This window comes from Brachybacterium sp. 107, from assembly GCF_052379725.1.
Lineage (GTDB): Bacteria > Actinomycetota > Actinomycetes > Actinomycetales > Dermabacteraceae > Brachybacterium.
Genome location: NZ_JBQSYW010000020.1, coordinates 21898 through 42972 on the forward strand (window position 1 = coordinate 21898; position 21075 = coordinate 42972).

At 70.3% G+C, this 21075-nt stretch carries 19 protein-coding genes; 8 read left to right on the forward strand and 11 right to left on the reverse strand.

Going from position 1 to position 21075, the window contains the following annotated elements; all coding sequences use genetic code 11:
• Positions 1-206 precede the first annotated feature (206 nt).
• Complete coding sequence (locus tag ACT3UL_RS16470; protein WP_443404477.1) at positions 207-725, forward strand: MarR family winged helix-turn-helix transcriptional regulator; 519 nt, start codon at positions 207-209, stop codon at positions 723-725.
• An 86-nt stretch (positions 726-811) separates the two neighbouring features.
• Positions 812-1651: an SDR family oxidoreductase gene (locus ACT3UL_RS16475; protein ID WP_444579465.1), complete on the forward strand. Its 840-nt coding sequence runs from the start codon at positions 812-814 to the stop codon at positions 1649-1651.
• 33 nt (positions 1652-1684) lie between these two features.
• Here ACT3UL_RS16475 and ACT3UL_RS16480 read toward each other — a convergent pair whose 3' ends face one another.
• From ACT3UL_RS16480 to ACT3UL_RS16500, 5 genes are all read right to left on the reverse strand, one after another.
• Entirely contained in the window at positions 1685-2356 is a 672-nt protein-coding gene (locus ACT3UL_RS16480) for a DUF4282 domain-containing protein (RefSeq protein ID WP_444579466.1), read from the reverse strand.
• A gap of 254 nt (positions 2357-2610) precedes the next feature.
• A complete protein-coding gene (locus tag ACT3UL_RS16485; protein WP_443398360.1) occupies positions 2611-3774 on the reverse strand; it encodes a N(5)-(carboxyethyl)ornithine synthase in 1164 nt (387 codons plus the stop codon).
• Positions 3775-4092: 318 nt separating this feature from the next.
• Positions 4093-4470 carry a RidA family protein gene (locus ACT3UL_RS16490; protein WP_444579467.1) on the reverse strand — a complete coding sequence of 126 codons (378 nt, stop codon included), beginning with the start codon at positions 4468-4470 and terminating at the stop codon, positions 4093-4095.
• A gap of 73 nt (positions 4471-4543) precedes the next feature.
• A complete protein-coding gene (locus ACT3UL_RS16495) occupies positions 4544-6199 on the reverse strand; it encodes an N-acyl-D-amino-acid deacylase family protein (protein WP_444579468.1) in 1656 nt (551 codons plus the stop codon).
• Positions 6199-7602, reverse strand: a complete 1404-nt coding sequence (locus ACT3UL_RS16500; RefSeq protein WP_444579469.1) for an MFS transporter — start codon at positions 7600-7602, stop codon at positions 6199-6201. The genes ACT3UL_RS16495 and ACT3UL_RS16500 overlap by 1 nt, the downstream gene beginning before the upstream one ends.
• A gap of 335 nt (positions 7603-7937) precedes the next feature.
• Here ACT3UL_RS16500 and ACT3UL_RS16505 point away from each other — a divergent pair, with 335 nt between their 5' ends.
• Positions 7938-8546, forward strand: a complete 609-nt coding sequence (locus tag ACT3UL_RS16505) for a helix-turn-helix transcriptional regulator (RefSeq protein ID WP_444579470.1) — start codon at positions 7938-7940, stop codon at positions 8544-8546.
• A 745-nt stretch (positions 8547-9291) separates the two neighbouring features.
• Here the strand turns inward: ACT3UL_RS16505 and ACT3UL_RS16510 are convergent.
• On the reverse strand, positions 9292-10560 hold the full coding sequence (locus ACT3UL_RS16510) for an alanine racemase (protein WP_444579471.1): 1269 nt from the start codon (positions 10558-10560) through the stop codon (positions 9292-9294).
• Positions 10561-10669: 109 nt separating this feature from the next.
• Positions 10670-11203: an SRPBCC family protein gene (locus ACT3UL_RS16515; protein ID WP_444579472.1), complete on the reverse strand. Its 534-nt coding sequence runs from the start codon at positions 11201-11203 to the stop codon at positions 10670-10672.
• 53 nt (positions 11204-11256) lie between these two features.
• Between ACT3UL_RS16515 and ACT3UL_RS16520 the strand changes: the two genes are divergently transcribed.
• Positions 11257-12798 (forward strand): SDR family NAD(P)-dependent oxidoreductase, encoded by a 1542-nt coding sequence (locus ACT3UL_RS16520; protein WP_444579473.1) that lies wholly within the window; start codon positions 11257-11259, stop codon positions 12796-12798.
• Between the two features lie 138 nt (positions 12799-12936).
• Positions 12937-13077 carry a hypothetical protein gene (locus ACT3UL_RS16525; protein WP_444579474.1) on the forward strand — a complete coding sequence of 47 codons (141 nt, stop codon included), beginning with the start codon at positions 12937-12939 and terminating at the stop codon, positions 13075-13077.
• A gap of 115 nt (positions 13078-13192) precedes the next feature.
• Here ACT3UL_RS16525 and ACT3UL_RS16530 read toward each other — a convergent pair whose 3' ends face one another.
• The 4 genes from ACT3UL_RS16530 to ACT3UL_RS16545 all read right to left on the reverse strand — a co-directional run bounded on the left by ACT3UL_RS16530 (position 13193) and on the right by ACT3UL_RS16545 (position 18117).
• Positions 13193-14785, reverse strand: a complete 1593-nt coding sequence (locus tag ACT3UL_RS16530) for a C69 family dipeptidase (RefSeq protein ID WP_444579475.1) — start codon at positions 14783-14785, stop codon at positions 13193-13195.
• Positions 14786-14967: 182 nt separating this feature from the next.
• A complete protein-coding gene (locus ACT3UL_RS16535) occupies positions 14968-15810 on the reverse strand; it encodes an NAD-dependent epimerase/dehydratase family protein (protein ID WP_444579476.1) in 843 nt (280 codons plus the stop codon).
• Between the two features lie 153 nt (positions 15811-15963).
• Positions 15964-17223 carry an MFS transporter gene (locus ACT3UL_RS16540; RefSeq protein WP_444579477.1) on the reverse strand — a complete coding sequence of 420 codons (1260 nt, stop codon included), beginning with the start codon at positions 17221-17223 and terminating at the stop codon, positions 15964-15966.
• A 210-nt stretch (positions 17224-17433) separates the two neighbouring features.
• The gene (locus ACT3UL_RS16545) at positions 17434-18117 is read right to left on the reverse strand and encodes a hypothetical protein (protein ID WP_444579478.1); all 684 of its coding nucleotides are present in this window, start codon (positions 18115-18117) and stop codon (positions 17434-17436) included.
• A gap of 188 nt (positions 18118-18305) precedes the next feature.
• Between ACT3UL_RS16545 and ACT3UL_RS16550 the strand changes: the two genes are divergently transcribed.
• The 3 genes from ACT3UL_RS16550 to ACT3UL_RS16560 all read left to right on the forward strand — a co-directional run bounded on the left by ACT3UL_RS16550 (position 18306) and on the right by ACT3UL_RS16560 (position 21031).
• The gene (locus ACT3UL_RS16550) at positions 18306-19067 is read left to right on the forward strand and encodes a hypothetical protein (RefSeq protein ID WP_444579479.1); all 762 of its coding nucleotides are present in this window, start codon (positions 18306-18308) and stop codon (positions 19065-19067) included.
• Between the two features lie 100 nt (positions 19068-19167).
• Positions 19168-19563 carry a hypothetical protein gene (locus ACT3UL_RS16555; protein ID WP_444579480.1) on the forward strand — a complete coding sequence of 132 codons (396 nt, stop codon included), beginning with the start codon at positions 19168-19170 and terminating at the stop codon, positions 19561-19563.
• 169 nt (positions 19564-19732) lie between these two features.
• The gene (locus ACT3UL_RS16560; RefSeq protein ID WP_444579481.1) at positions 19733-21031 is read left to right on the forward strand and encodes an alpha-L-fucosidase; all 1299 of its coding nucleotides are present in this window, start codon (positions 19733-19735) and stop codon (positions 21029-21031) included.
• The last annotated feature ends 44 nt before the right edge of the window (positions 21032-21075 follow it).

The window sequence follows — 21075 nt, forward strand, 5'->3', positions numbered from 1 at the left end:
TCCCCCGAAGATAGATCCAGCCCACACCAGACGTAGCTGGGCGGGCTGAACTATTGCCGCAAGTGTATCAGGGTGACTGCTCCGACTCCACCGGGGTGTGACTGGTGTGGACGGGAGTCGCGGTGGCTTGCTGGGGCGAGGCGATGCGGCTCTCGAGACGATCAGGTAGTTGCTGGAGGCAATCACATGGGCGTACGGTGTCCGCCATGGACGCGACGAACCCCGCTCTGCATCGCGCCACGCTCACGGCGCTCACCGCGCTGATGTCGCAGTGGTCCTCGCTCGAGTTCCAGCGGCGGATCACCGCCGAGTGCGGGGTCTCGCTGGATCCCGTCGGCGTGCGCGCGCTGTACGTGCTCGGCATCGCCGGAGGTGCCGAGCGCCCCAGCGCCATCGCCGATGATCTGCACCTCACCCGCCCCTCCACCTCGAAGCTCCTCACGCGCCTGACCACCGCCGGTCTCGTGGAGCGCACCCCGGATTCGTCCGACGGCCGCTCCGCGCGCATCGCCCTGACCGCCGACGGGCGCCGCACCTACGAGCAGCTCGTCTCCGCGGGCGTCGCGATGCTCGCCGAGGCCACGGCCGGCTGGGATGCGGCCGACGTGCGCACCCTGTCCACCCTGCTCGTCCGCTTCACCGACGGGCTGCTGACCCCGGGGGCTGCGGAGGATGCTCCGTCCTCGGGTCGGCCGGCGGCCGCGAGGCCGGATTCCACCCACTGACCTGCTGGCCCTCAGGCTCGCCGCCCTGTCCCGCGGATGCACTGACCCCCAGCTGCACGTACTCCCACTCCCGGAAGGACCCCACCATGTCCCGTACCTACGTCGTCACCGGCGCCGCCTCCGGCATCGGCCGCACCACCGCCCAGATCCTCACCGCGCGCGGCGACACCGTGATCGGCGTCGACCTGCGCGACGTCGAGGTCCCCGGCGACCTCTCCACATCTGAAGGCCGCGTCGCCGCCGCCGAGGAGGCTACCCGCCTCGCCGGGGGCACCGTCGACGCCGTCATCGCCTGCGCCGGCCTGTCGATCCCGAAGCCGATCACGGCGACGGTGAATTACTTCGGCATGACGGAGTTCCTCGAGGCCATGCAGCCGGCTCTCGCCCGCTCCGAGGCCCCCCGCGTCTCCCTGGTGTCCTCCATGGCTTCGATGCAGCCCGTGGTCCCGGCCCTCGTGGACGCGCTGCTCGCGGATGACGAGAAGGAGGCCGACGAGATCGCGACCCGCATGGCCGAGGACGCCGGCCTCGCGAACGTCATCTACCCCTCGTCCAAGCGCGCCATCTCCCGCTGGGTGCGGCGCGAGGCGCCCACCGCTCGCTGGGCCGGCGCCGGCATCCCGCTCAATGCCGTCGCCCCCGGCACTGTCGTCACGCCCATGACGGCGGATCTCCTGGCCAGCGAGAAGGGCAGGGCGATGACCGATGCGTATGTGCCCATGCCGCTGAACGGCCATCAGGGCCCGGAGTCCGTCGCGAACCTGCTGATCTGGCTGACCTCGGTCGAGAACAGCCATTGCGCCGGGCAGACCATCTACTGCGACGGCGGCGCCGACGCGGTGCTGCGCGGCGATGATGTGTGGTCCTGGAACGACGAGACGATGCGAGAGACTTTCGCCGAGATCGGGGCAGGGCTGCGCCGCTGACCTGCCTGTATGCCTGGTCTGCCCGCTCTGACCTCAGGCGGCCTGCGCCCGCTCGGCGATCTTCTTCGTGTTCTGCGCGGTGCGAACCGTCGCGACGCTGAACTCGAGACCAAGACGCATCGCGATCAGCGCGATCACTGAGGGGATCCAGCCGAACACGATCGCGAGGATCAGGGGCACGGCGTTGAAGCTCGACTCCCCGTAGAAGCTGTTGAAGCTGCCCAGCACCGAGCCGAACATGATGCCGCAGAGGATCTGCCCCAGCCACACCAGGAGCGCGACCACGAACGCCACGATGTACAGGAAGGCCGAGAACTTCACCGTGATGAAGTGGGTGAACGTGAAGTCGAACAGGGCGCGGAAGAAGCCTGCCTCGCCGTCCTGCTTCGGTACGGGGACCCAGGACGGATCCTGAGGGATCTGCGCGCCGGCGGCCGGGGAGCCCTGGCCGTAGGCAGGTGATCCCTGTCCGTACGCCGGGGAGCCCTGCCCGTACGCGGGCGAGCCCTGTCCATACGCCGGCGAGCCCTGGCCGTACGCCGAGGCCGACTGGCTGGGAACCTCGGAGCCCGATGCGGCACCGGAGGCCTGCTGGTCCCCGTACGGCGAGGCCTGCTGCTCGGAATCGGCCCAGGGCTGGTCGGCGGAGAGGTTCTGCTCCGGATACGGCGAGTCGAAGCGGTCCCCGTCGGATGGGTGCGACATAGCGCGATTCACGTCCTTCATACGTCGATGGCTGATGCGCGTCCACGCACCTCGGTCCACGCGCGAAGAACGGCCCTGATCTGCTGGCGGCCCCCGTCGCACTGTCCCCACGAGAACTGTAGTGCGGATCCCTCGCAGGCAGCGACGAGCCACCAGCTGTCGAGATCCGCGGCCGCGGAGGGATCGATGCTCGGCCCGGGAGTCCGGCCCAGGAGACCGGTCGCGGGCTGAGCATCGATCGTGACCCGCTCGGCTCAGCGGTGCGGGTACTCCGCCTCGCGGTCCTGGAACTCGAGGATGGCGGGGTTCCGGATCACGCCGTCCTGGATCTCGATCGCGCTGTCGATGGTCTCCACGCCCGCCCAGGCGGAGGGTCCGGACATGACGGTCTCCAGGAACGGGAGGAGCGCTGAGCTGTTCTCCCAGCTCGCCGAGTTCCAGAGGTACGACGGGCTGTGGTCCACCGCGTAGTAGTTCACCCCGTTGTCCAGGCGCAGCATCGGCTCGTCGAACGACGTGGGCCGGGCGAAGGAGAAGCCCATGCCCTCGTCGCAGGAGACGTCGATGATCAGGCTGCCCGGCGTGAACTGCTGCAGGTCACCCTCGTGCAGGTACAGCAGCGGGGCGTTGGGGTCTTGCAGGGTGCAGTTGACCACGATGTCGCTCTCGGCGAGGAACGGCCCCAGCGGGACCCGGCCCTCGTCCGTGATGGCCGCGCTCATATAGGGCTCGTCGGCATGAGCGAACTGCACGATGTCCACCGAGTGGATCGGGGAGGCGACCGCGGCGACGGCACGGTTGGTGAGCACTCGGATCTGGGTGATGCCCAGGGCGCCCAGCGCGGTGATCGCCCCACGGGCGGTGGCTCCGAACCCGATGACCGTGGCGGTGAGGCGACGGCCGTAGTTCCCCGTCGAGCCCAGCAGCTGCAGCGAATGCAGCACCGAGCTGTAGCCCGCGAGCTCGTTGTTGGTGTGGAACACGTGCAGGTTGAAGGAGCCGTCCTGGTTCCAGTGGTTCATCGCCTCGAACGCGATGAGCGTGAGGCGCTTGTCGATGGCCAGCTGGGTCAGGGTGCGGTCCTGCACGCAGTGCGGCCATCCCCAGAGCGTCTGGCCCTCGCGCATAGCACGGATGTCCTCATGCTGCGGCTTCGGCAGCGCGAGGATGTCGGCCTGCTCGAACAGCTCGGCGCGGGTGACCACCCTGGCCACGTGCTGGGCGAGCTCAGAGTCGGGAATGCCGAAGCGCTCGCCGTAGCCCTCCTCGAGGAGGATCCTGCTGCGCAGCTCGGCAGGGATCCGATCGACGTGTGCGGGGTGGATCGGCACCCGCCACTCGTCCGTCTTGCGGGAGAATCCGAAGACTCCGAGGGTGAGCGCGGGGTCCGTCGTCGGTCCGCTCCGGTCGCTCTCGATGTCCTGGGTGATCTGGTCGTTCTGGCGTGGCAGCACGTGCGTCCGATCCTGGGCGCCCGGTGGCACCCCTAGATCCTGACCATAGATCATCGCGCCAAACGCGCCTCCGGGAGCGGGCGCGGACGGTGATGGTGCCGGGCCCACCAGGGGTGAGCGGGGACCGGGCGACGTGGAGCAGGGCGGCCGGTGGGGAGGCGGCGTCCGGCACGGGTGGCGCAGTGCCCATCATCGACGCGAGCGGGGCAAAGTTGGGGGCATCCATGCCGGATACCCCCACCTTTGCCCCGCTCGCGCCATGAGAGGCGCCGGGTGGCCGGATCAGGCGCTGATGCGGGCTACGAGGTCGATCTCGACCAGGATGTTCGCGAGCTGCGAGCCGACCGTGGTGCGCACCGGGAACGGCTCGGAGAAGAACTCGCGGTAGGCGGCGTTGAACTCCTGGAAGTCGGCGAGGTCCGCCAGGTGCACGGTGGTCTTCAGGGCGTCGTCCAGGGTGGCGCCGCGCTCGGCGAGCACCGCCTGGATGTTGCGCAGTACCTGGCGGGTCTGCTCGCCGACGTCGGACGAGACCTCGCCGGTGGCCGGATCCTGCGGGCCGAAACCGGCGGTGAAGATCAGGTCGCCGCTGACGATCGCCTGGCTGTACGGGCCCGCGGGCTGCGGGGCGTTGTCGGTGTGGAGGGCTTGCTTGGTCATCGTTCTCCTCGAGGTCGTGGGTGATCACGGTCAGGTGCGGGGCACGGGCCCCGCGGGGCCGACGGGCGGTCGTTCATCCGCCGTCGGAGTCATGGCCGCCGGAGCGGAGGGGGTCGGGCTCGGCGCGGAAGCCGGCCGCGGGACGGGCGCCGGGGGAGCGCGGGCCCGGTGCGGCGCGCAGGCCGCTGCCGGGGAGGTCGCCGGTGAGCTGGCCCCCGGAGAGGACCGGACGGCCCGCGACCAGCACGTCGTCGACCCCCACGGCCAGCGCTGTCGGGTCGTCATAGGTGGCGGTCGCACGCACCGCGTCCTCGTCGACCAGGGCGATGTCGGCGATGTGCCCGGGCAGGATGCGGCCGCGCTCGCCGAGGTGGAACCGCTGAACGGCGCGGGTCGAGAGGTGCTCGATCGCCTCGGGCCAGGTGAGGAAGCCGTGCTCGCGCACATAGGTCGCGAGGTAGGTGGCGAAGGTGCCGCGGGAACGCGGATGCGGATGGGCGCCGATGAAGATTCCGTCGGAGCCGCCCAGGTGTCCCGGATGGGCGATCAGGCGGCCGAGGTCCTCGACCGGCCGCTGGTCGCGCACCGCCATCACCACGTTCACCTCGAGGCGGGAGGCCGCCAGCAGATCCAGCGCGGCATCGATGGGGTCGGTGCCGCGACGCCGCGCGAGCTCGGCGAGGGTGAGGCCGTGCGCCGAGGCGAACTCGGGGGCGACGGTGTGGGCGATCGTGATGAGCTCGGGCCACTCCGGTCCCAGGCTCGGGTAGGCGTCGACCCCCGGGAACCAGTCACGGCGCAGGCGCTCGCGCTCGGCCGGATCGCGCAGCAGGGCCGCGGCCTCGTCGGGGTCCATCGCGTTCACGGCCGGAGGCAGCAGGGTCATCCCCAGGATCGAGCAGCCGCGCGTGTACGGGTAGGCGTCGAAGCTCGCGTCGACCCCCTGCTGGTCGAACCAGTCCATCAGCCGCGCAGCCTCGTCGGCTCGGGTGTGGAAGTGGGAGACGTGCACGGGCACACCCGCGTCGAGGCCGATCCGTGCCACCTCCTCGACCCCCACCTGCGAGTTGTCCTCGTAGCCGCCGCGCATGTGTGTCACGTACGGCAGGCCGTCGGCGGCGAGCGGACCGCACAGCGCCGCGATCTCGTCGGCCCCCGCGTAGAGGCCCGGCGTGTAGTCGAGTCCGGTGGAGAGCCCCACCGCCCCGTCGGCCACGCCCTGCGCGACCAGCTCGACCATGCGAGCAATCTCCTCGGTGCTCGCGGGGCGGTCCGCGCTCCCGAGCACCTGGTGGCGCACGGTGCCGGCGGGGACGAGGTAGGCGACGTTCAGCGGGGCCGCGCCGTCGTAGGTCGCCAGCAGATCCTCGACGCGGGGCCCGCGGTACGTGGGGTGCGGGCCGTTGATCGCGGCGAAGTACTGCGCGCCGTAGGCACCGTCGCCCGGCGCGTAGGAGACGCCGTCCTGCCCGCCGATCACGGTCGTCACCCCCTGGCGCAGCAGGGCCAGCTGCACCTCCGGATCGACGACGACGCCCTCGGCGTGGGAGTGCGCGTCCACGAAGCCCGGCACCACGAGGCGGCCGTCGGCCTCGAGGATCTGCGCGCCCGCGGCGTCGGCCGGATCGAGGCGGCCCACGGCGACGATGCGCTCGCCCTCGACGAGCACGTCGGCGGCCGTGACGGTGCCGCCCTCGACGACGCGCCCTCCGCGGATCAGCAGTCTCATCACGATCGGGTTCCCTCCAGGGCGTTCAGGCGGCCGGCGTCGGCCGTATCGGGGCGCATCGAGGCGGTCGCGGTGGCGATCGCGCCGATCGCGCAGATCACCACAACGTAGACGACCACGGGCCAGATCGAGCCGCTCGCCCATCCCACGAGCGCGGTCGCGATGAGCGGGGCGAGGCCGCCGCCGAGGGTGTTGGAGAGCTGGTAGCCGATGTTCACGCCGGTGGTGCGCTGCTCGACGTCGAACATCTCGGTGAGCATCGTCTGCAAGGTGCCCTGCATGGCGATGCCCGGGATCACGAAGCCGATGATCATGCCCAGCCAGATCATGCCCGGCTGGTGGGTGCCGTACAGCGCGAAGGCGGGCCACACCAGGACCGCGAAGCCGACGCAGCCGGCGATGTAGACCCGCCGGCGCCCCACCTTGTCCGAGAGCGCGCCGTACAGCGGCGCCATCACGATCTGCAGGGCGCCCACGATCATCGTGCCGATGAAGCCGACCTGCGCGGGGACCCCGTCGGCCACCATGAACGCGAGGCCGAAGGTGAGCACCACGTACCCGGCGATCGACTGCGGCAGGCCGATGAGGATCCCGAGGATCGCATTCTTGGGGTGGCGCACCACCTCGCGCAGCGGCGAGGTCGCGGCGACCTTCTTGTCCGCGACGTCGCGTGTGTGCTGGGTGAACTCCTCGGACTCCTCGAGGTGGCGGCGCAGGAACACCGCGATGATCGCGAGCACCAGGGCGAACAGGAACGGAATGCGCCAGCCCCAGGTCATGAAGAACGACTCCGGGCCCAGGCCCAGGCCCGCCATCATGCCGGCGGAGGCCACGTTGGCGATGCCGGCGCCGCTGATCAGGAGCGCGCCGTACAGGCCGCGGCGGCCGACGGGGGCGTGCTCGACGACCATCGTCGCCGCGCCGCCCATCTCGCCGCCGACGAACAGGCCCTGGAACATGCGGGCGATGATGAGCAGGACCGGGGCGGCCAGGCCGATGGTGGCGTCCGAGGGGATGAGGCCGATCGCGGCGGTGGTCAGACCCATGCCGATCACGGTGATGAGCAGGGTGAGCTTGCGGCCGTAGCGGTCGCCGATGTAGCCGAACACGAGCCCGCCCACGGGGCGCAGCAGGAAGCCCACGGCGAACGTCGCGAAGCTGGAGAGCTGGGCGACGAAGACGGAGTCCGACGAGAAGAACACCGCGGGGAACACCGCGGCCGAGGCCAGACCGTAGAGGTAGTAGTCGAAGTACTCCATCAGCGTGCCGATGGCGCCGCCGGCGATGGTGCGTCGCTGCCTGGCGTTCAGCTGCGCGCTCTGCGGGTCCCGCGTGTTCTGCGGGTCCGGCTGGGATCCCGGCAGCGGGGCAGGCTGGGCTGCCGGTGGGGTGGTCGGATGCATGGAGTCCTCCTCGACGAACCGTGCTTGACTGAATTTATACAGCCTTGACAGAGGTTACGTCTACCGCGGAGCCGCAAGTGCCATGATGTGTCCCATGAGCGCAGCGCACAGTGCCCCCGGCCCCGCGGAGTTCCGGACCCCTCTGGAGCCTTCGGATCGTCCGAAGTCTCCGACCCCCTCGGGGCCTTCGGATCATTCGGAGTCTCTGACCCCTCTGGAGCCTTCAGATCGTTCGGAGTCTTCGGCCCCCGCGGGGCCCGCGTATCCCGCGGTCCCCGAGCAGGGCGCCCGGTTCGCGAGCTTCGACGAGGCCTACCGGGTGCTGACCCCCCCTGATGGGCGCGATCGCCGCGGTCGTGGGCCCGCACTGCGAGGTGGTGCTGCACGATCTCACCGGCGGCGATCTCGACCACTCCGTGGCAGCGATCGTGAACGGCCAGCTCAGCGGACGCACCGTCGGCGGCCCCTCCACGAACCTCGGCCTCGAGGTGCTGCGCGACCCGTCGACGGACCACGACGCCCACGGCTACCGGGGCCGCACGGCGGATGGACGGGAGCTGATCAGCTCCTCCACCTACTACCGCGACCATGACGGCGTCGTCATCGCCTCCTTCTGCATCAACGTGGACCTCACCCCGGCACAGACCGCCCTGACCGCGCTCAGCGCCCTGCTTCCTGCCGTGCGCGACGAGGTCCGGGAGCATCCGAAGGAGCTGGTGGGACCGGATATCTCGAGCGTTCTCGACGACATGGTCGAGGAGGCCATCGCCCACGTCGGCAAGCCGGTGCCCTCGCTGACCAAACCCGAGCGCATCGAGATCCTGCGCCTGCTCGAGGCCCGCGGCGCCTTCCGCATCAAGCGCGCGGCGGACAAGGTCTCCGCCCGCCTCGGCGTCTCCCGCGTGACCATCTACGGCTACCTCGACGAGGTGCGGCGGGGCTGAGCGGGGCGCCCGCCGGGAGCAGTCGCGGCGACCTGGCCTCGCCTGGCCTGACCTGTCCAGACTTGTCCTGTCCTGTCCTGTCCTGTGCTGTCCTGTCCTGTCCTGTCCTGTCCTGTCCTGTCCTGTCCAGACCTGTCCTGTCCAGACCTGTCCTGATCTGTCCTGACCTGTCCAGACCTGTCCTGACCTGTCCAGACCTGTCCTGTCCTGTCCTGTCCTGTCCTGTCCAGACCTGTCCTGATCTGTCCAGCATGCGTGGCGTGTCGTTGAGGCGCCGCTCAACGACACGTACTGCTGGGTACCTCCGGGTAACCCGCAGTCGGACACTCCCTGCAGACTTTCCATGTGGTCCCACGCGTCGGTATCGCCGCCCGTATTCGACGCGTCAGACCTCATGCCCGGGCAGCGCGCGCCGTGCCACGAGCTTGGGCGGCGCGCCGGGCCCTGTGCCGGACCCCGTGCCGGGGCGAGTGCAGGGCCACGTGCAGGGCCGCGCAGGTCCACGGGACCGGCAGCGCCGTCACGCGGGGCTGGCCGACGTGTCCAGCATGCGTGGTGTGTCGTTGAGAGGCCGCTCAACGACACGTGCTGCTGGATACCTCCGGGTAACCCGTTGTTGGACGCCCCCCTGCCCAGGAGGTTGGACTTTCCCTGCTCAGAGGCCAGGCGCCCCCTGCTCAGGAGGCCAGACGCCCCCTGCTCAGAGGCCAGACGCCCCCTGCTCAGCAGGTCGGGCGCGCCCGGCTCAGAAGAAGGTCTCGACGGCTTCGTGGACGATGCCTGTGCTGCTGTCGAGGAGCGGGATGAGGCGCCACTTGTCGAAGGCCGTGCACGGGTGGGAGAGCCCCAGCCGCACCACGTCGCCGACAGCGAGGGGGGAGTCGCCGGTGAAGCGCAGGAAGGTGTGCTGGTCGTTCAGTGCTGTCACCTCGGCCTCGAGCGGCTGCTGCTCGCCGCCCAGCGCGGGGGAGTAGGAGAGCGCCGTGGGCAGACCCTCGTCGAAGGGCACGTCGCGCTTGCCGGCGTCGAGCAGGGCGAGGCCGGGCTCAGGGTGCGAGACCACACGGGCGTAGGCGAACATTCCCGGCAGCAGAGCCTGTGCCTCGGCGACGTCCCGGATCATGTCCAGCGGGGAGATTCCCCGGTAGAAACCGGAGTCATGCACGATGTACGCGCCGGAGCGAAGGATCGCCCGCACGTCGCTCAGCGGCGCGAAGGCGTCGGCCACCAGATCGAAGTAGGCACTGCCGCCGGCGGTGACCCACGGGGTGCCGTCGATCAGCGGGCGCAGGCGCTCGACCAGCGCGGCCAGCCGCTCGCAGTACGCGCCGACCACGGCCAGCGCCTCCTCGGAGCGGTCGTGGGCCAGCGCGCCCTCGTAGCCGGACGCCCCGTACAGCGTGAGCGTGCTCGAGGCGGCCACGCGCTCCGCGATCGCCACGGCTTCGTCCTCGGTGCGGGCGCCCGTGCGGCCCCCGTCGGCCCCGAGCTCCACCAGCACGCCGAGCCCGGAACCGCCCGGCAGCTCGCGCTCGAGCAGATCGATGGTGGCGAGAGAATCGGCCCAGCACACGAGCTCCTGCTCGGGATGCTCTGCCAGGTGCGCGGCGAGCCGACGCAGCAGCGCCGGGTCGGTGCACGTGTTCGCGATCTGCACAGTGGGAATGCCGGCGCGCAGGGCGACGTCCGCCTGCCAGCCGGTCGCGACCGTGATCCCGGTGCAGCCCACCTCGAGCTGACGGCGCCACAGCACCGGCGCCATGGTCGTCTTCCCGTGCGGCATCAGCTCGAGCCCGCGTTCGCCGGTCCACGCCGCCATCACCTGCAGGTTGTGCGCCATCGCCTGCTCGTCGAGCACCAGCAGTGGTGTGGAGAACTCCGCGAGCGGCGTCTCCAGCGCGGTGATCTCGCGGCCGACGAGGCCGACGGGGAAGGACTTGTCCTGCGCCTGGACGGTGCGCTGGACCTGCTCGACGTGCTGGACCTGCTGAACCTGCTGTGCCTGCTGGGGCATGGGCGACCTCGCTCCACTCGATGCGTCTGAACTGCGAGTCTCTGGGGTTTACCGGGATCATGCAAGATGAGGTGCGCGGCGGCAGGCCATGGCGAGCCCGGCACCGCGATCAGTCGCGCGGGGCCCGCTCGTCCCCTGGGCGTGGGGTGCCCTCGACATCGGCGCGGAGCGCGGCGAGGGTACGGGCGATGTTGCCGCGCTGGAAGTCGGAGAACAGCCGACCTCCGGTGACGAACCTGTCGAAGCGGCTGGCGACGGCATCGGGCCAGCGGGTGCGGCCGTCGGTCCAGGTCTCGGTGACGAGGGTGCCGCCGTCGGCCGGCTCGAAGGTGTAGCTCCACCTCGCGATGCGACCCTTGAGGAGCGGCTTCGTCGGCCCGATCGCCGTGACCTCGAACGTGAACCGCTCGCCGGGAACGGCCTCCGTGACGGTGCAGGAGGTCACCCAGCGAGCCCTGCCGCGCCGGTTCGAGCCGGTGAACGTCATGCCGACGGTCGCCGGGCTCCCGGGGCGGGGCACCTCGGCGCCGGTGTTCTCCGGGCTCCAGCGGCCCATCTGCGAAGGGTCCGCGATCAGCTCATACAGCTCGAGCGGCTCCGCGGCGATGACGATGCTGTCGCGCACCTGCATGATCCTGGCCATCTGCGGGATGCTACAGCGCGGGGTTGTGCCCCCTGCGGTCGTAGACTCGAGCGGTGCCTGACCACTCTCCCTCCGCCTCTGCAGCCGACTCGTCGGCCGGTGCCGGCAAGCCGGCCACGTTCTCCGCCGACGAGCTCGCCACCGCCCTGCGCGTGCTGGCGGCCGGTCCGAAGCTGGCGGATGACGACGAGGATCTCGTGGCTCTCAAGCGAGCCTCGCGCACCTTCGAGAAGCGCCTGGCGAAGTCCCGACGCGGCACCAAGACGTGGGAGCAGCGCAAGGCGGACCGTGCCGTGGTGGCGGCCACCGCGACCGGCTCTCCGCTGCGCATCGACGACGAGACCAAAGGGATCCCGCTGGTCTCAGCCACCAAGGGTGCCTACGCCGGGGAGCTGAACAAGGCCCGCGGCTGCTACATCTGCAAACGCGACTACACCCTGGTGGACGCCTTCTACCACTGGCTGTGCCCGGACTGCGCCGCGATGTCCCACGCCAAGCGCGACCAGCGCACCGACCTCACCGGCAAGCGCGCCCTGCTCACTGGCGGCCGCGCCAAGATCGGCATGTACATCGCGCTGCGCCTGCTGCGCGACGGCGCGCACACCACCATCACCACCCGCTTCCCCAAGGACGCGGCTCGCCGCTTCGCCCAGATGGAGGACGCGGCGGACTGGATCCACCGCCTGAAGATCGTCGGCATCGACCTGCGCGACCCCACCCAGGTGATCGCACTGGCCGACGACGTCGCCGCGGCCGGCCCGCTGGACATCCTCATCAACAACGCCGCCCAGACGGTGCGCCGCTCGCCGAGCGCCTACTCGTCCCTGGTGGAGCTCGAGGAGGCACCGCTGCCCACCGACCTCGCGCTGCCGGAGATGACGGCCTTCGACCGGATCTCCCAGGCCCACCCCGCATCGATCGCCGGGGTGCTGGATGCCCAATCGGTCCCGCAGCACGACGGGGAATCCCTCGAGCACGCCCGGAAGGCGCAGTCGGCCGCCTCGATGACGGCGCTCGCGCTGCGTGCCGGGAATGCGAGCCTGGACCAGCACCTCGCGGGTACCGCGGTCGACGCCGGAGGGCTGCTGCCGGACCTGCAGACCACCAACTCGTGGACGCAGACGGTGGACCAGGTCGAGGCCCTCGAGATGCTCGAGGTCCAGCTGTGCAACGAAACCGCTCCGTTCCTGCTGATCAGCCGCCTGCGCGCCTCTATGCGAGCCGCCGTGCAGGCCGGGGCCCGCCGCGCGTACATCGTGAACGTCTCGGCGATGGAGGGCCAGTTCTCGCGGCGCTACAAGGGCGCCGGCCACCCGCACACGAACATGGCCAAGGCTGCGCTGAACATGCTCACCCGCACCAGCGCCGGCGAGGCCTTCGAGACCGACCAGATCCTCATGACCGCCGTGGACACCGGCTGGATCACCGACGAGCGCCCCCACCAGGACAAGCTGCGCATCGCCGCGGAGGGCTGGCATGCGCCGCTGGACCTCGTGGACGGCGCCGCGCGCGTGTACGACCCGATCGTGCGCGGCGAGGCCGGCGAGGATCTCTACGGCTGCTTCGTGAAGGACTACAAGCCCAGCCCCTGGTGACGACGGCGTGACGGTCCGGCCGCTCTCGGTCAGGGATGCGGGAAGCCCTGCACGGTGCGGTCGCTCTGCGTAGAGTCGACGGTTATAAGGCGCTGCTGCTGAGGGTGGTGCTGCTCCGTCACGAGGAAGGGAGGCCCCATGAGCCGCCGACGCCGACGAGGGGATGGGAACAGCAGCGGCACCGTCGCGCTGTGGGTACTGGAGCTGGGTGACGTGTTCTGGGTCGTGCTGAAGTTCGTGGTGCGCTTGCCGTTGCTGCTGCTGCGATTCCTCGTCTGACAGTCCCGGACGGCCGCTCCCGGATGGATGCGCTGGGCCTGGCTGTGGAGACCTCGGGGCATCGGCCGTGCTGCGGGTCGCCATGTCCCGTCAGAGTGTGCAGGTGTGCGTCGAATCAGCTGTCCGAGCGGGAGAACCGGTTCGTCATGAGGTTGCTCGTCGTGTGCAGCACCGCGGCGAGCACCTGATCGGTCTCGGTGCGGATCTGCTCGGCGATGGCGATGTTGGCCTCGGCGAGCAGCGAAGGGACGTTCTGCCCAGCGGACCCGTCGGCTGCAGAGGATCCGCCCGTCGCCGCAGAGTGCGGAGGCTGGGAGGCCGCCCCATCGGCTGCATGCACCGCGGCATGCCCGAGCGCGAGCGTCCTCTGCTGGTAGCGCTCGATGAGCGGGATGGCGTCGGCAAAGTGGGCATCTGCCAGGGTCGCGAGCAGGCGGGAGGTCCAGTAGAAGCTGTCGGTGCTGACCTGCGCGGTCGTGGTCGCCAGGTACTCCGGGGCTTCGTCGACGTTCGTGAACATCGGGATCAGCGTGGTGAACGGGTTCGAGGCGTACGCGATCCACTGCAGCGCCCGGGAGGATTCCGGACGGTCGGGACGGATCTGGAGGATCGCCAGGGCGTTGTGCCGGTTGATGCCGATCGGGCGGAACGCGCGCCGCTGGGCCTCGTTGCCGTGCGCGGAGTACGGATCGAACGGCGTGCCCTGGTAATGCGAGCTGAGCACGTCCTTGACGTCCTCGATCGTCAGTTTCCGCTCCGGCCTGCGGCTCCACGCCAGGTCATCGGAGTCCGGCCGGTTCCCCGGTCCGGGGCCGTCCCAGTCCTCGCTCGTGGGGTTCAAGGTGCGCTGCATGTACCAGGCGCGGGGCGTGTTGTAGACGTGGTCGGAATCCGTGTGGGAGCCGAAGGCCTCGCGCGGGTTGATGACGCTCCCGCCGGCGCTCGACGGGGCCGCACCGAAGCCGGTGCTCGAGGCGGGGCGCAGCGTGAGGTCCAGATGATGCTCTTCGAGGAACGCCCGCAGATCCGGGCTCGCGAGGTGATCCCTGCCCTCCCCGTCCGCATCGTCGAGATCGAAGGAGTCGATGCCCAGCTGGTTGGGCATCGTCACGTAGTGGTCTTCGGGGACCCGCTTCGCGATCCAGTGGTGCCCGCCCACCGTCTCCAGCCACCAGATGTCCGCCACGTCGGAGAACGCGATCCCGTTCATCTCGTAGGTGCCGTGCTCGGCGAGCAGCGCGCCCAGGCGCTCCACGCCCTCCCGTGCGCTGCGGATGTAGGGCAGGACCAGAGTCAGCATGTCCTCCTCGCCGATCCCGCCGGGCCGCTCAGGCCGATGGTCCGGCGTGCCGGGAGTGCCCGACTCGGGGACGAGCTCGACGAGCGGATCCGCGCCGAGCACCCGTGGATTGCTGGTCAGCGTCTCCGTCGCGCTCATCCCGACGTTCGCCGCATTGATCCCGGCCGAGCCCCAGAGTCCTTCATCGGGCAAGGCGTTGGGTACCGAGGTGTAGCGCAGCGGGTTATCCGGCAGCTCGATCCGCAGGTGGCCGAGGACGCTCGTGTAGACGCGGGGCTGATCCTCCGGAGGGACCACCACGACTCGTTTGGGATCGAAGGAGCCGTTCGAGGAGTCCTCGGTGCGGGCGACGAGAGGCGACCCGTCGGCGCTCGCCTTCCTGCCCACCAGCAGCGTCGTGCAACCCACCTGTGACCTCCTCGGCCGTGTGACATCTGGGCGATCCCGGGGGAGCGGGATCGCATGCCCTGCCACGGTAGTCCTCGTGGAGGGGGAGTCGGGACCAGACGGCTCTGGAGGTGAGCGGGTCGGTCGGGGCCGACGGGACCGGGGAGCTTCCGTAGCGGGCGACCGGCCCGCGGAGGCCAGTGCTACCGGCGCCAGGTGTGCTGCGGATCGAAGCCGAGGACTCTGCGCGCCTTGTCGATCGAGAGCAGCGTGCCGTGGCCGGCGATGTCGCCGTGCACCGGGACGTCCGGGAACACCTCGGCGACGAGCTCGGCGTTGTCGCGGGACATCACCGTGTCCGCGGCAGCGATGATGAAGCGGTCGAAGCCGGTGGCCTGGTGCTCGAGGGCGAGGCGCACGGCCTCGGCGCCGTCGCGACCATCGATGTAGCCCCAGAGGTTCCACTTGCGCAGCGTCGCGTCGGCGCCGAAGGACTCGAACTCGGCGTAGTCCGCCTCGTCCATGACGTTCGAGAAGCGCAGCGCGATGATCTTGAGCTCCGGATGCCACCGGGTCAGCTCGATCGCCATCTGCTCCTCGAGGTGCTTGGAGAGGGAGTAGGTGGATTCCGGGCGCGCCGGGTAGTCCTCGTCGACCGGGATGTACGGGGGCGGGGTGTCGAACGGCAGGCCGAGCACCGTCTCGCTCGACGCGGTCACGATGTTCGTGATGCCCGCCTTGATCGCCGCGTTGAACACGTTGTACGTGCTGATCATGTTGTTCTGGAACGTGGCTGTGTTCGTGGACAGGCCCGGCGCCGGGATCGCGCTGAGGTGCACGACGGCGTCGAACCCGTCGGGCGCCTGCTCGTCGATGCCGGTGAGTGCATCGAGCACCTGGCCGGCGTCGCGCAGGTCGATGCGCACGAAGCCCTCGCCGCGTTCACCGGCCTGGTCGAGGTTGATCACCAGATGTCCCTGGTCGCGAAGGTGGCGGACCACCGTTCGTCCGAGCTTTCCCGAGCCACCTGTCAGTGCGATTCTCATCTGCACATCCTGCACCAAGGACCCGACTAACGGGAGGATGGGCGGAGGGATGGGACAGGGTGAGCGGCGCGGGCAGAGGTGGCGGCGTGGATAGTTGGGGCGACAAGATCCCGGTGGATCGAGCAGATCGAGCGGGGGCGGCCGACGGGCGGGTCAGCAGGCGGCCGGCACCTCGGCCGCCTCGGCCGCGAGCACGTCGGCCCGCGCCTGCTGACGCCGGTGCACGAGATAGGACCAGCTCGCGATGCCGAGGCCCAGCACAGCGAGCACCACTCCGGTCCACGCGGGAGCCAGCAGACCCCAGCCCGCGGCGAGCACGCCCGCCCCGAGCGCCGCGCCGAGGGAGTTGCCGATGTTCAGCGCCGAGTGGTGCAGGGCGGCGGCCAGCGAGGGGGCATCGGGGGAGGCGTCGAGCAGGAACAGCTGCAGCGAGGGGCCCATCAGCTGGGAGGTCACGGCGATCGCGAGCAGCAGGACCATCGCGGCGACGGCCTGGTGGGCCACCAGCGCGAACATGGCGAGGCTGATCGCCATGCCGATCAGGCCCAGGAAGATGGTGCCGTAGACGCTGCGGTCCGCGAGGCGGCCGGCCAGGATGTTCCCGGCCGTCATGCCCACGCCGAACACGAACAGGGCGATCGGCACGGCGCTCTCGCCGAGGCCCATCACGCCGGGCACGATCTCCCCGATGTAGCTGTACACGGCGAACATGCCGCCGAAGCCGATCGAGCCGATGCCGAGCGCGAACCACACCTGCACGCGACGCAGGGCGCGCAGCTCCCCGCGGATCGAGCCGGAGGCGCCGTCGGCCCCGGTGCTGGGCGGTTCGGGGACCAGGCGCCAGATCGCCAGGGTGCTCGCCGCGGCGATCACCACGACGATCACGTAGGCCCAGCGCCAGCCGACGCTCTGGCCCAGCGCGGTCGAGGCGGGGACGCCGAGCATCGTGGCGATCGTCAGGCCCAGCATCACGAGCGACACGGAGCGGGCGCGCCGACCGGCCGGGGAGAGGCGCGCGGCGACCAGCGAGGCGACGCCGAAGAACGCGCCGTGGGGGAGGCCGGCGACGAAGCGGGCCGACGCCAGCACCGTGAAGTCCGTGGCCAGCGCCGAGAGCAGGTTCCCCACCCCGATCAGGGCGATCAGCAGCACGAGGAGCTTCGCGCGGGGCAGCTTCACCGCGGCGATCGTCACCAGCGGAGCGCCGATCACCACGCCCAGGGCGTACAAGGTGATGAGCATGCCGGCCTGGGGGATGCCCACCTCGAGGGACTCGGCGATCTGCGGCAGCAGCCCCATGCTCGCGAACTCGGTGGTGCCGATCGCGAAGGCGCCCAGCGACAGGGCCAGGATGACCAGCCGCAGTCGTCCGGGGGGCAGCGGGGCGTGCGGCGAGAGGGAAGGCGAGGTCACGAAGGCTCCAGCGAAGGTCGGCAAGGCATCGCTGCCGACGCTGGAAGCGGTGAGTACGCCTCGATCCTATAGGCGGCGGTGGGAGCGGGGAGAGGGGACGTGATCGCTCCGCCAACGGGGCCCCGACGAAACCGGCTCTTGGCGCAGGCGGTCTCGGCGCGGCGGGAGCGCCGACAGCCGGGCCTCGCACAGGGAGTCGGGTCCCGCAGGCTAAGCGCCTCTGTGCTGGATCTTCAGCGCGGGCCCTCCGGGATGCACGGGTATCCGTCGTCGCGCGAACACCTGCTGGACGTGCTCGTCGGACTCGTCCACCTCGAACGCCACGACGTCCCGGGACGGATGGGAGGTCACCCGTTCGATCCGCCCTGCGAGGGTCACGAACCCGGCGATCGATGCCACGAAGGGAAGGCCGACCCACTTCTCCAGCCGCGTGAAGAACCACCATCGCGTCGCGGCGTCGTACCGCTCCTGCGCCGTGAGGATCCGGTGGAAGCCGAGGTACCTGCGGGAATCCTCGGGACGGTCCGGCAGCGTTCCCGGACCGAGGCGCACGTTGATGTATGGCCCGGGGTCCGCATCCGCCCACGAGACGCTCGACAGCAGGTCCAGGCCGGACTGTGGCATGAGGAGCTTGGACCTTGACCGGATCACCCAGGCCGGCTCAGGTTCGTCGCCACGCGCAGCAGGGCCGTGGGCCGAACCGTCGCCCGAGCTCTTCGTGGGTCCGTCGGCCAGATCGCCGGCGAGCTCGGAGACCATGAGTTGGGCTGCCAGGGACTGGGTGAGGCCCAGCTGTTCCGTGACCGCTCGCGTCGAGACCCAGTCGTTCACAAGAGGGGCTGCGAGTAGGCGCCCCGCGAAGGATGTCAGGTCGGGAGAGAACGTCGATCTCACGGTGAGCTCCTTGGTGCGCGAGGGGAACGAAGTGCGTCATGCCGGACGGTCCGGGCTTCCTGTCGAGCACCAGCGTGCCCCTATGTTCATGTACGGTGACATGGGGTCGGTGCGGACGAAGGTCTGGTGTTTCGGAACCGATGTCAGTACAGCACGCCCTTCCAGAACCCCCGTCAGCAGGAGCGCACATGTCGCATTTCCCGGGATCCGACGAGCAGCCGACAGCCCCACTCGTCTTGGTGGCTGTGGCCGTTCTGGGCCTCGCCGCAGCCCTCAGCCTCCCCTCTCCGTTCTTTTCGGGGCTCCTGCTGGTCCCCGCCTACTGCGCGGCAGCCATTCTCGGATATCGCGGAGTGCGGTGGGCACCCGCTCTGGGCTTCGCCAGTGCCGGGATCGCGATGTTCGTCGCCCTGATCGCGGTGGCCGTGGCCTTTGCGCAGCCGACCGCGGGAACCACCATGGCCGGGCTGCTCCGCGCGGTCCTCATGGTTGTGTGCGCCCTGCTGGGAGGCGCAGGCTCCGTCGCGCTGATGGTCGTGCGACCTCGTCCCAGTGGAGTCCCGGGAGGAGGCGTGGGCGTGCCCGGCCACGGCGCGGTCGCAGATGGGGCGCCGACGGCTCCTGGTGATGGCTCGCAGGCAGCTCCGAGGAAGAGCGGCGTGAGGGAGTCTGCGGCGCCGGAGGAGGGGTGGCGGCAGAGCGAGGACCTTCGCCGGGCCGGGCAGGCCGCGGCCACCGGAGCGCGCGCCGCGATGGCCGGCGGCGCTGCCGCGTGGAGAGCGCACCGGAGGCGTGCCACCGTGAGGGAGCAGCGTGCCGCGGAGCACGCCGCGAGTCATCCCGGGTACTTCAGCAACAAGGCCATGGTCGAGAGGAAGCGTGGGCGAGAGGACGCGGAGATCCGCAAGGCCCAGCTGCTGCGCGCACGCCGGGAGAACGGCCGGCGCTGACAATCACGGTCCGTCCGGATCGGCTCGGCAGGAGAGGCTGCGCAGCCTGGACGCTGGGTGGAAGGCCCAGCATCCTGCCTGCCGATCCCGGTACTGTGCTGTGAAGCAGGTCGCAGTCGACCTGCCCCGCGCCGGATCGCACGGCGCGCTGATCCACGACACGTTGGGACGCCCCTTGGAACAGATCACCGTCGCCGGCCACCCCGAGCCCATCCCCGCATCCCCTGTGGCGGCGCGCATGCTGGCCGACAGGCTCCGGACCGCCCGTGAGAAGCGTGGCGACGAGGCGGCCGACAACCTCGAGACATTAGTGGGGCAGCGGATCGGGACCCTGCTGGCGGGCGGCATGCCCAGCATCGACGTGGCGACCATGCGCGCGATCGTCGACTTCGTGGAGACCCCTGCCGAGGAGGAGCCCGAGGCCACCGGCCTCGGGCGTGCGGTGCGCGGGATCAAGGACAAGCTCGCGCAGCGAGGCGGGCCCGTCGGGGGCTGAGTCCCGGGCGGGGCGCCCGCCCCATTGCGATGTCGGGCCGACGGTGTCGACCACAGCTCAGGAACGTCACAGGCAGCGCAGGAACGCCACCTGCAGCGCAGGAGCAGGGCGACCGCCCTCCGGAGGTTGCCACGATGACCATCACGACCCTCTGGAAAGAGAGATTCTCATGAGCGACTCCTCGACCTGGGATGCCCTCCCGCAGCGACTGCCCGACTGGTTCCGTGATGCCCCGCTGGGCATCTTCATCCACTGGGGCGCCTACTCGGTCCCCGCCTGGGCGGAGCCCACCGCGGAGCTCGGAGCGATCGCCGATGACCTCGGCTGGTTCGCCCACAACCCGTACGCGGAGTGGTACTTCAACACCATCCGCATCGAGGGCTCGCCCGCCGCGGAGCATCACCGGGAGGTGCACGGCGACGCGCAGTATGACGACTTCCTGGATCAGTGGCAGCCGACGAACTTCGATCCGTCGGCCTGGGCGGATCTCTTCCGCCAGGCCGGCGCGGACTACGTCATCCCCACCACCAAGCACCATGACGGGATCACGCTGTGGGACGCCCCGGGCACCGGCGAGCGCAACACCGTGCGGCGCGGGCCCCGCCAGGACCTCGTCGGGGCGATCGCGCAGGCCACGAAGGATGCCGGACTGCGGTTCGGGGTCTACTACTCCGGCGGGCTGGACTGGCATGTCCGGCCGACGGAACCGCTTGTGAGCGGCCAGGACGTCGGAGATCGGAAGCGGCCACGCGACGATGAGTACGGGAAATACTGCAGCGCGCACATGCGCGACCTCATCGACCGGTACCAGCCCGACGTGTTCTGGAACGACATCGGCTGGCCCGACGAGAACTTCCACTTCGACCGGGGCGGGCTCGGCGAGCTGCTCGAGCACTTCTACGACCAGCGTCCTGAGGGTCTGATCAATGACCGCTTCTCCGGCGCGCACCAGGACTTCGTGACCACGGAGTACCAGGCCGGGGAGATCCCTGAGGACCAGCCGTGGGAGAACAACCGCGGGATCGGGCTGTCCTTCGGCTACAACCAGGTCGAGGACGAGACCCAGTACATGTCCGGTCCGCGGGCGATCCGTCACGTAGTCGACGCGGTCTCCAAGGACGGCCGGGTGATGCTGAACGTGGGCCCGCGGGCCGACGGCACGCTGCCCGAGCTCCAGGTGAGGACCCTCGAAGCAGTCGGGGGGTTCATGGCCGAGCACAAGGCGCACCTGGCCGGCTCGCGCGGGCTCGGCGAGCAGGAGATCCCGGGAACGACCTGGGCCCGAGCCGTGGAGAAGGACGGGCAGTGCTTCGTGTTCCTCAGCGGCTCGCAGGGCCCGCTGACGATCAGCGCCGCCGACCTCCCGGCGGGCTACGACTGGCCCGGCGAGGGCGTCGCGGTGGAGCTCGCGGGGGAGGACGCAGCCCCGGTCGCCGTCAGCGCGCCGAGCGTGCCCGACTCTCGCTGAGCGTCCTCAGTGGACTGCAGGGGAGCGCTGCGGAGCCGGTCCCC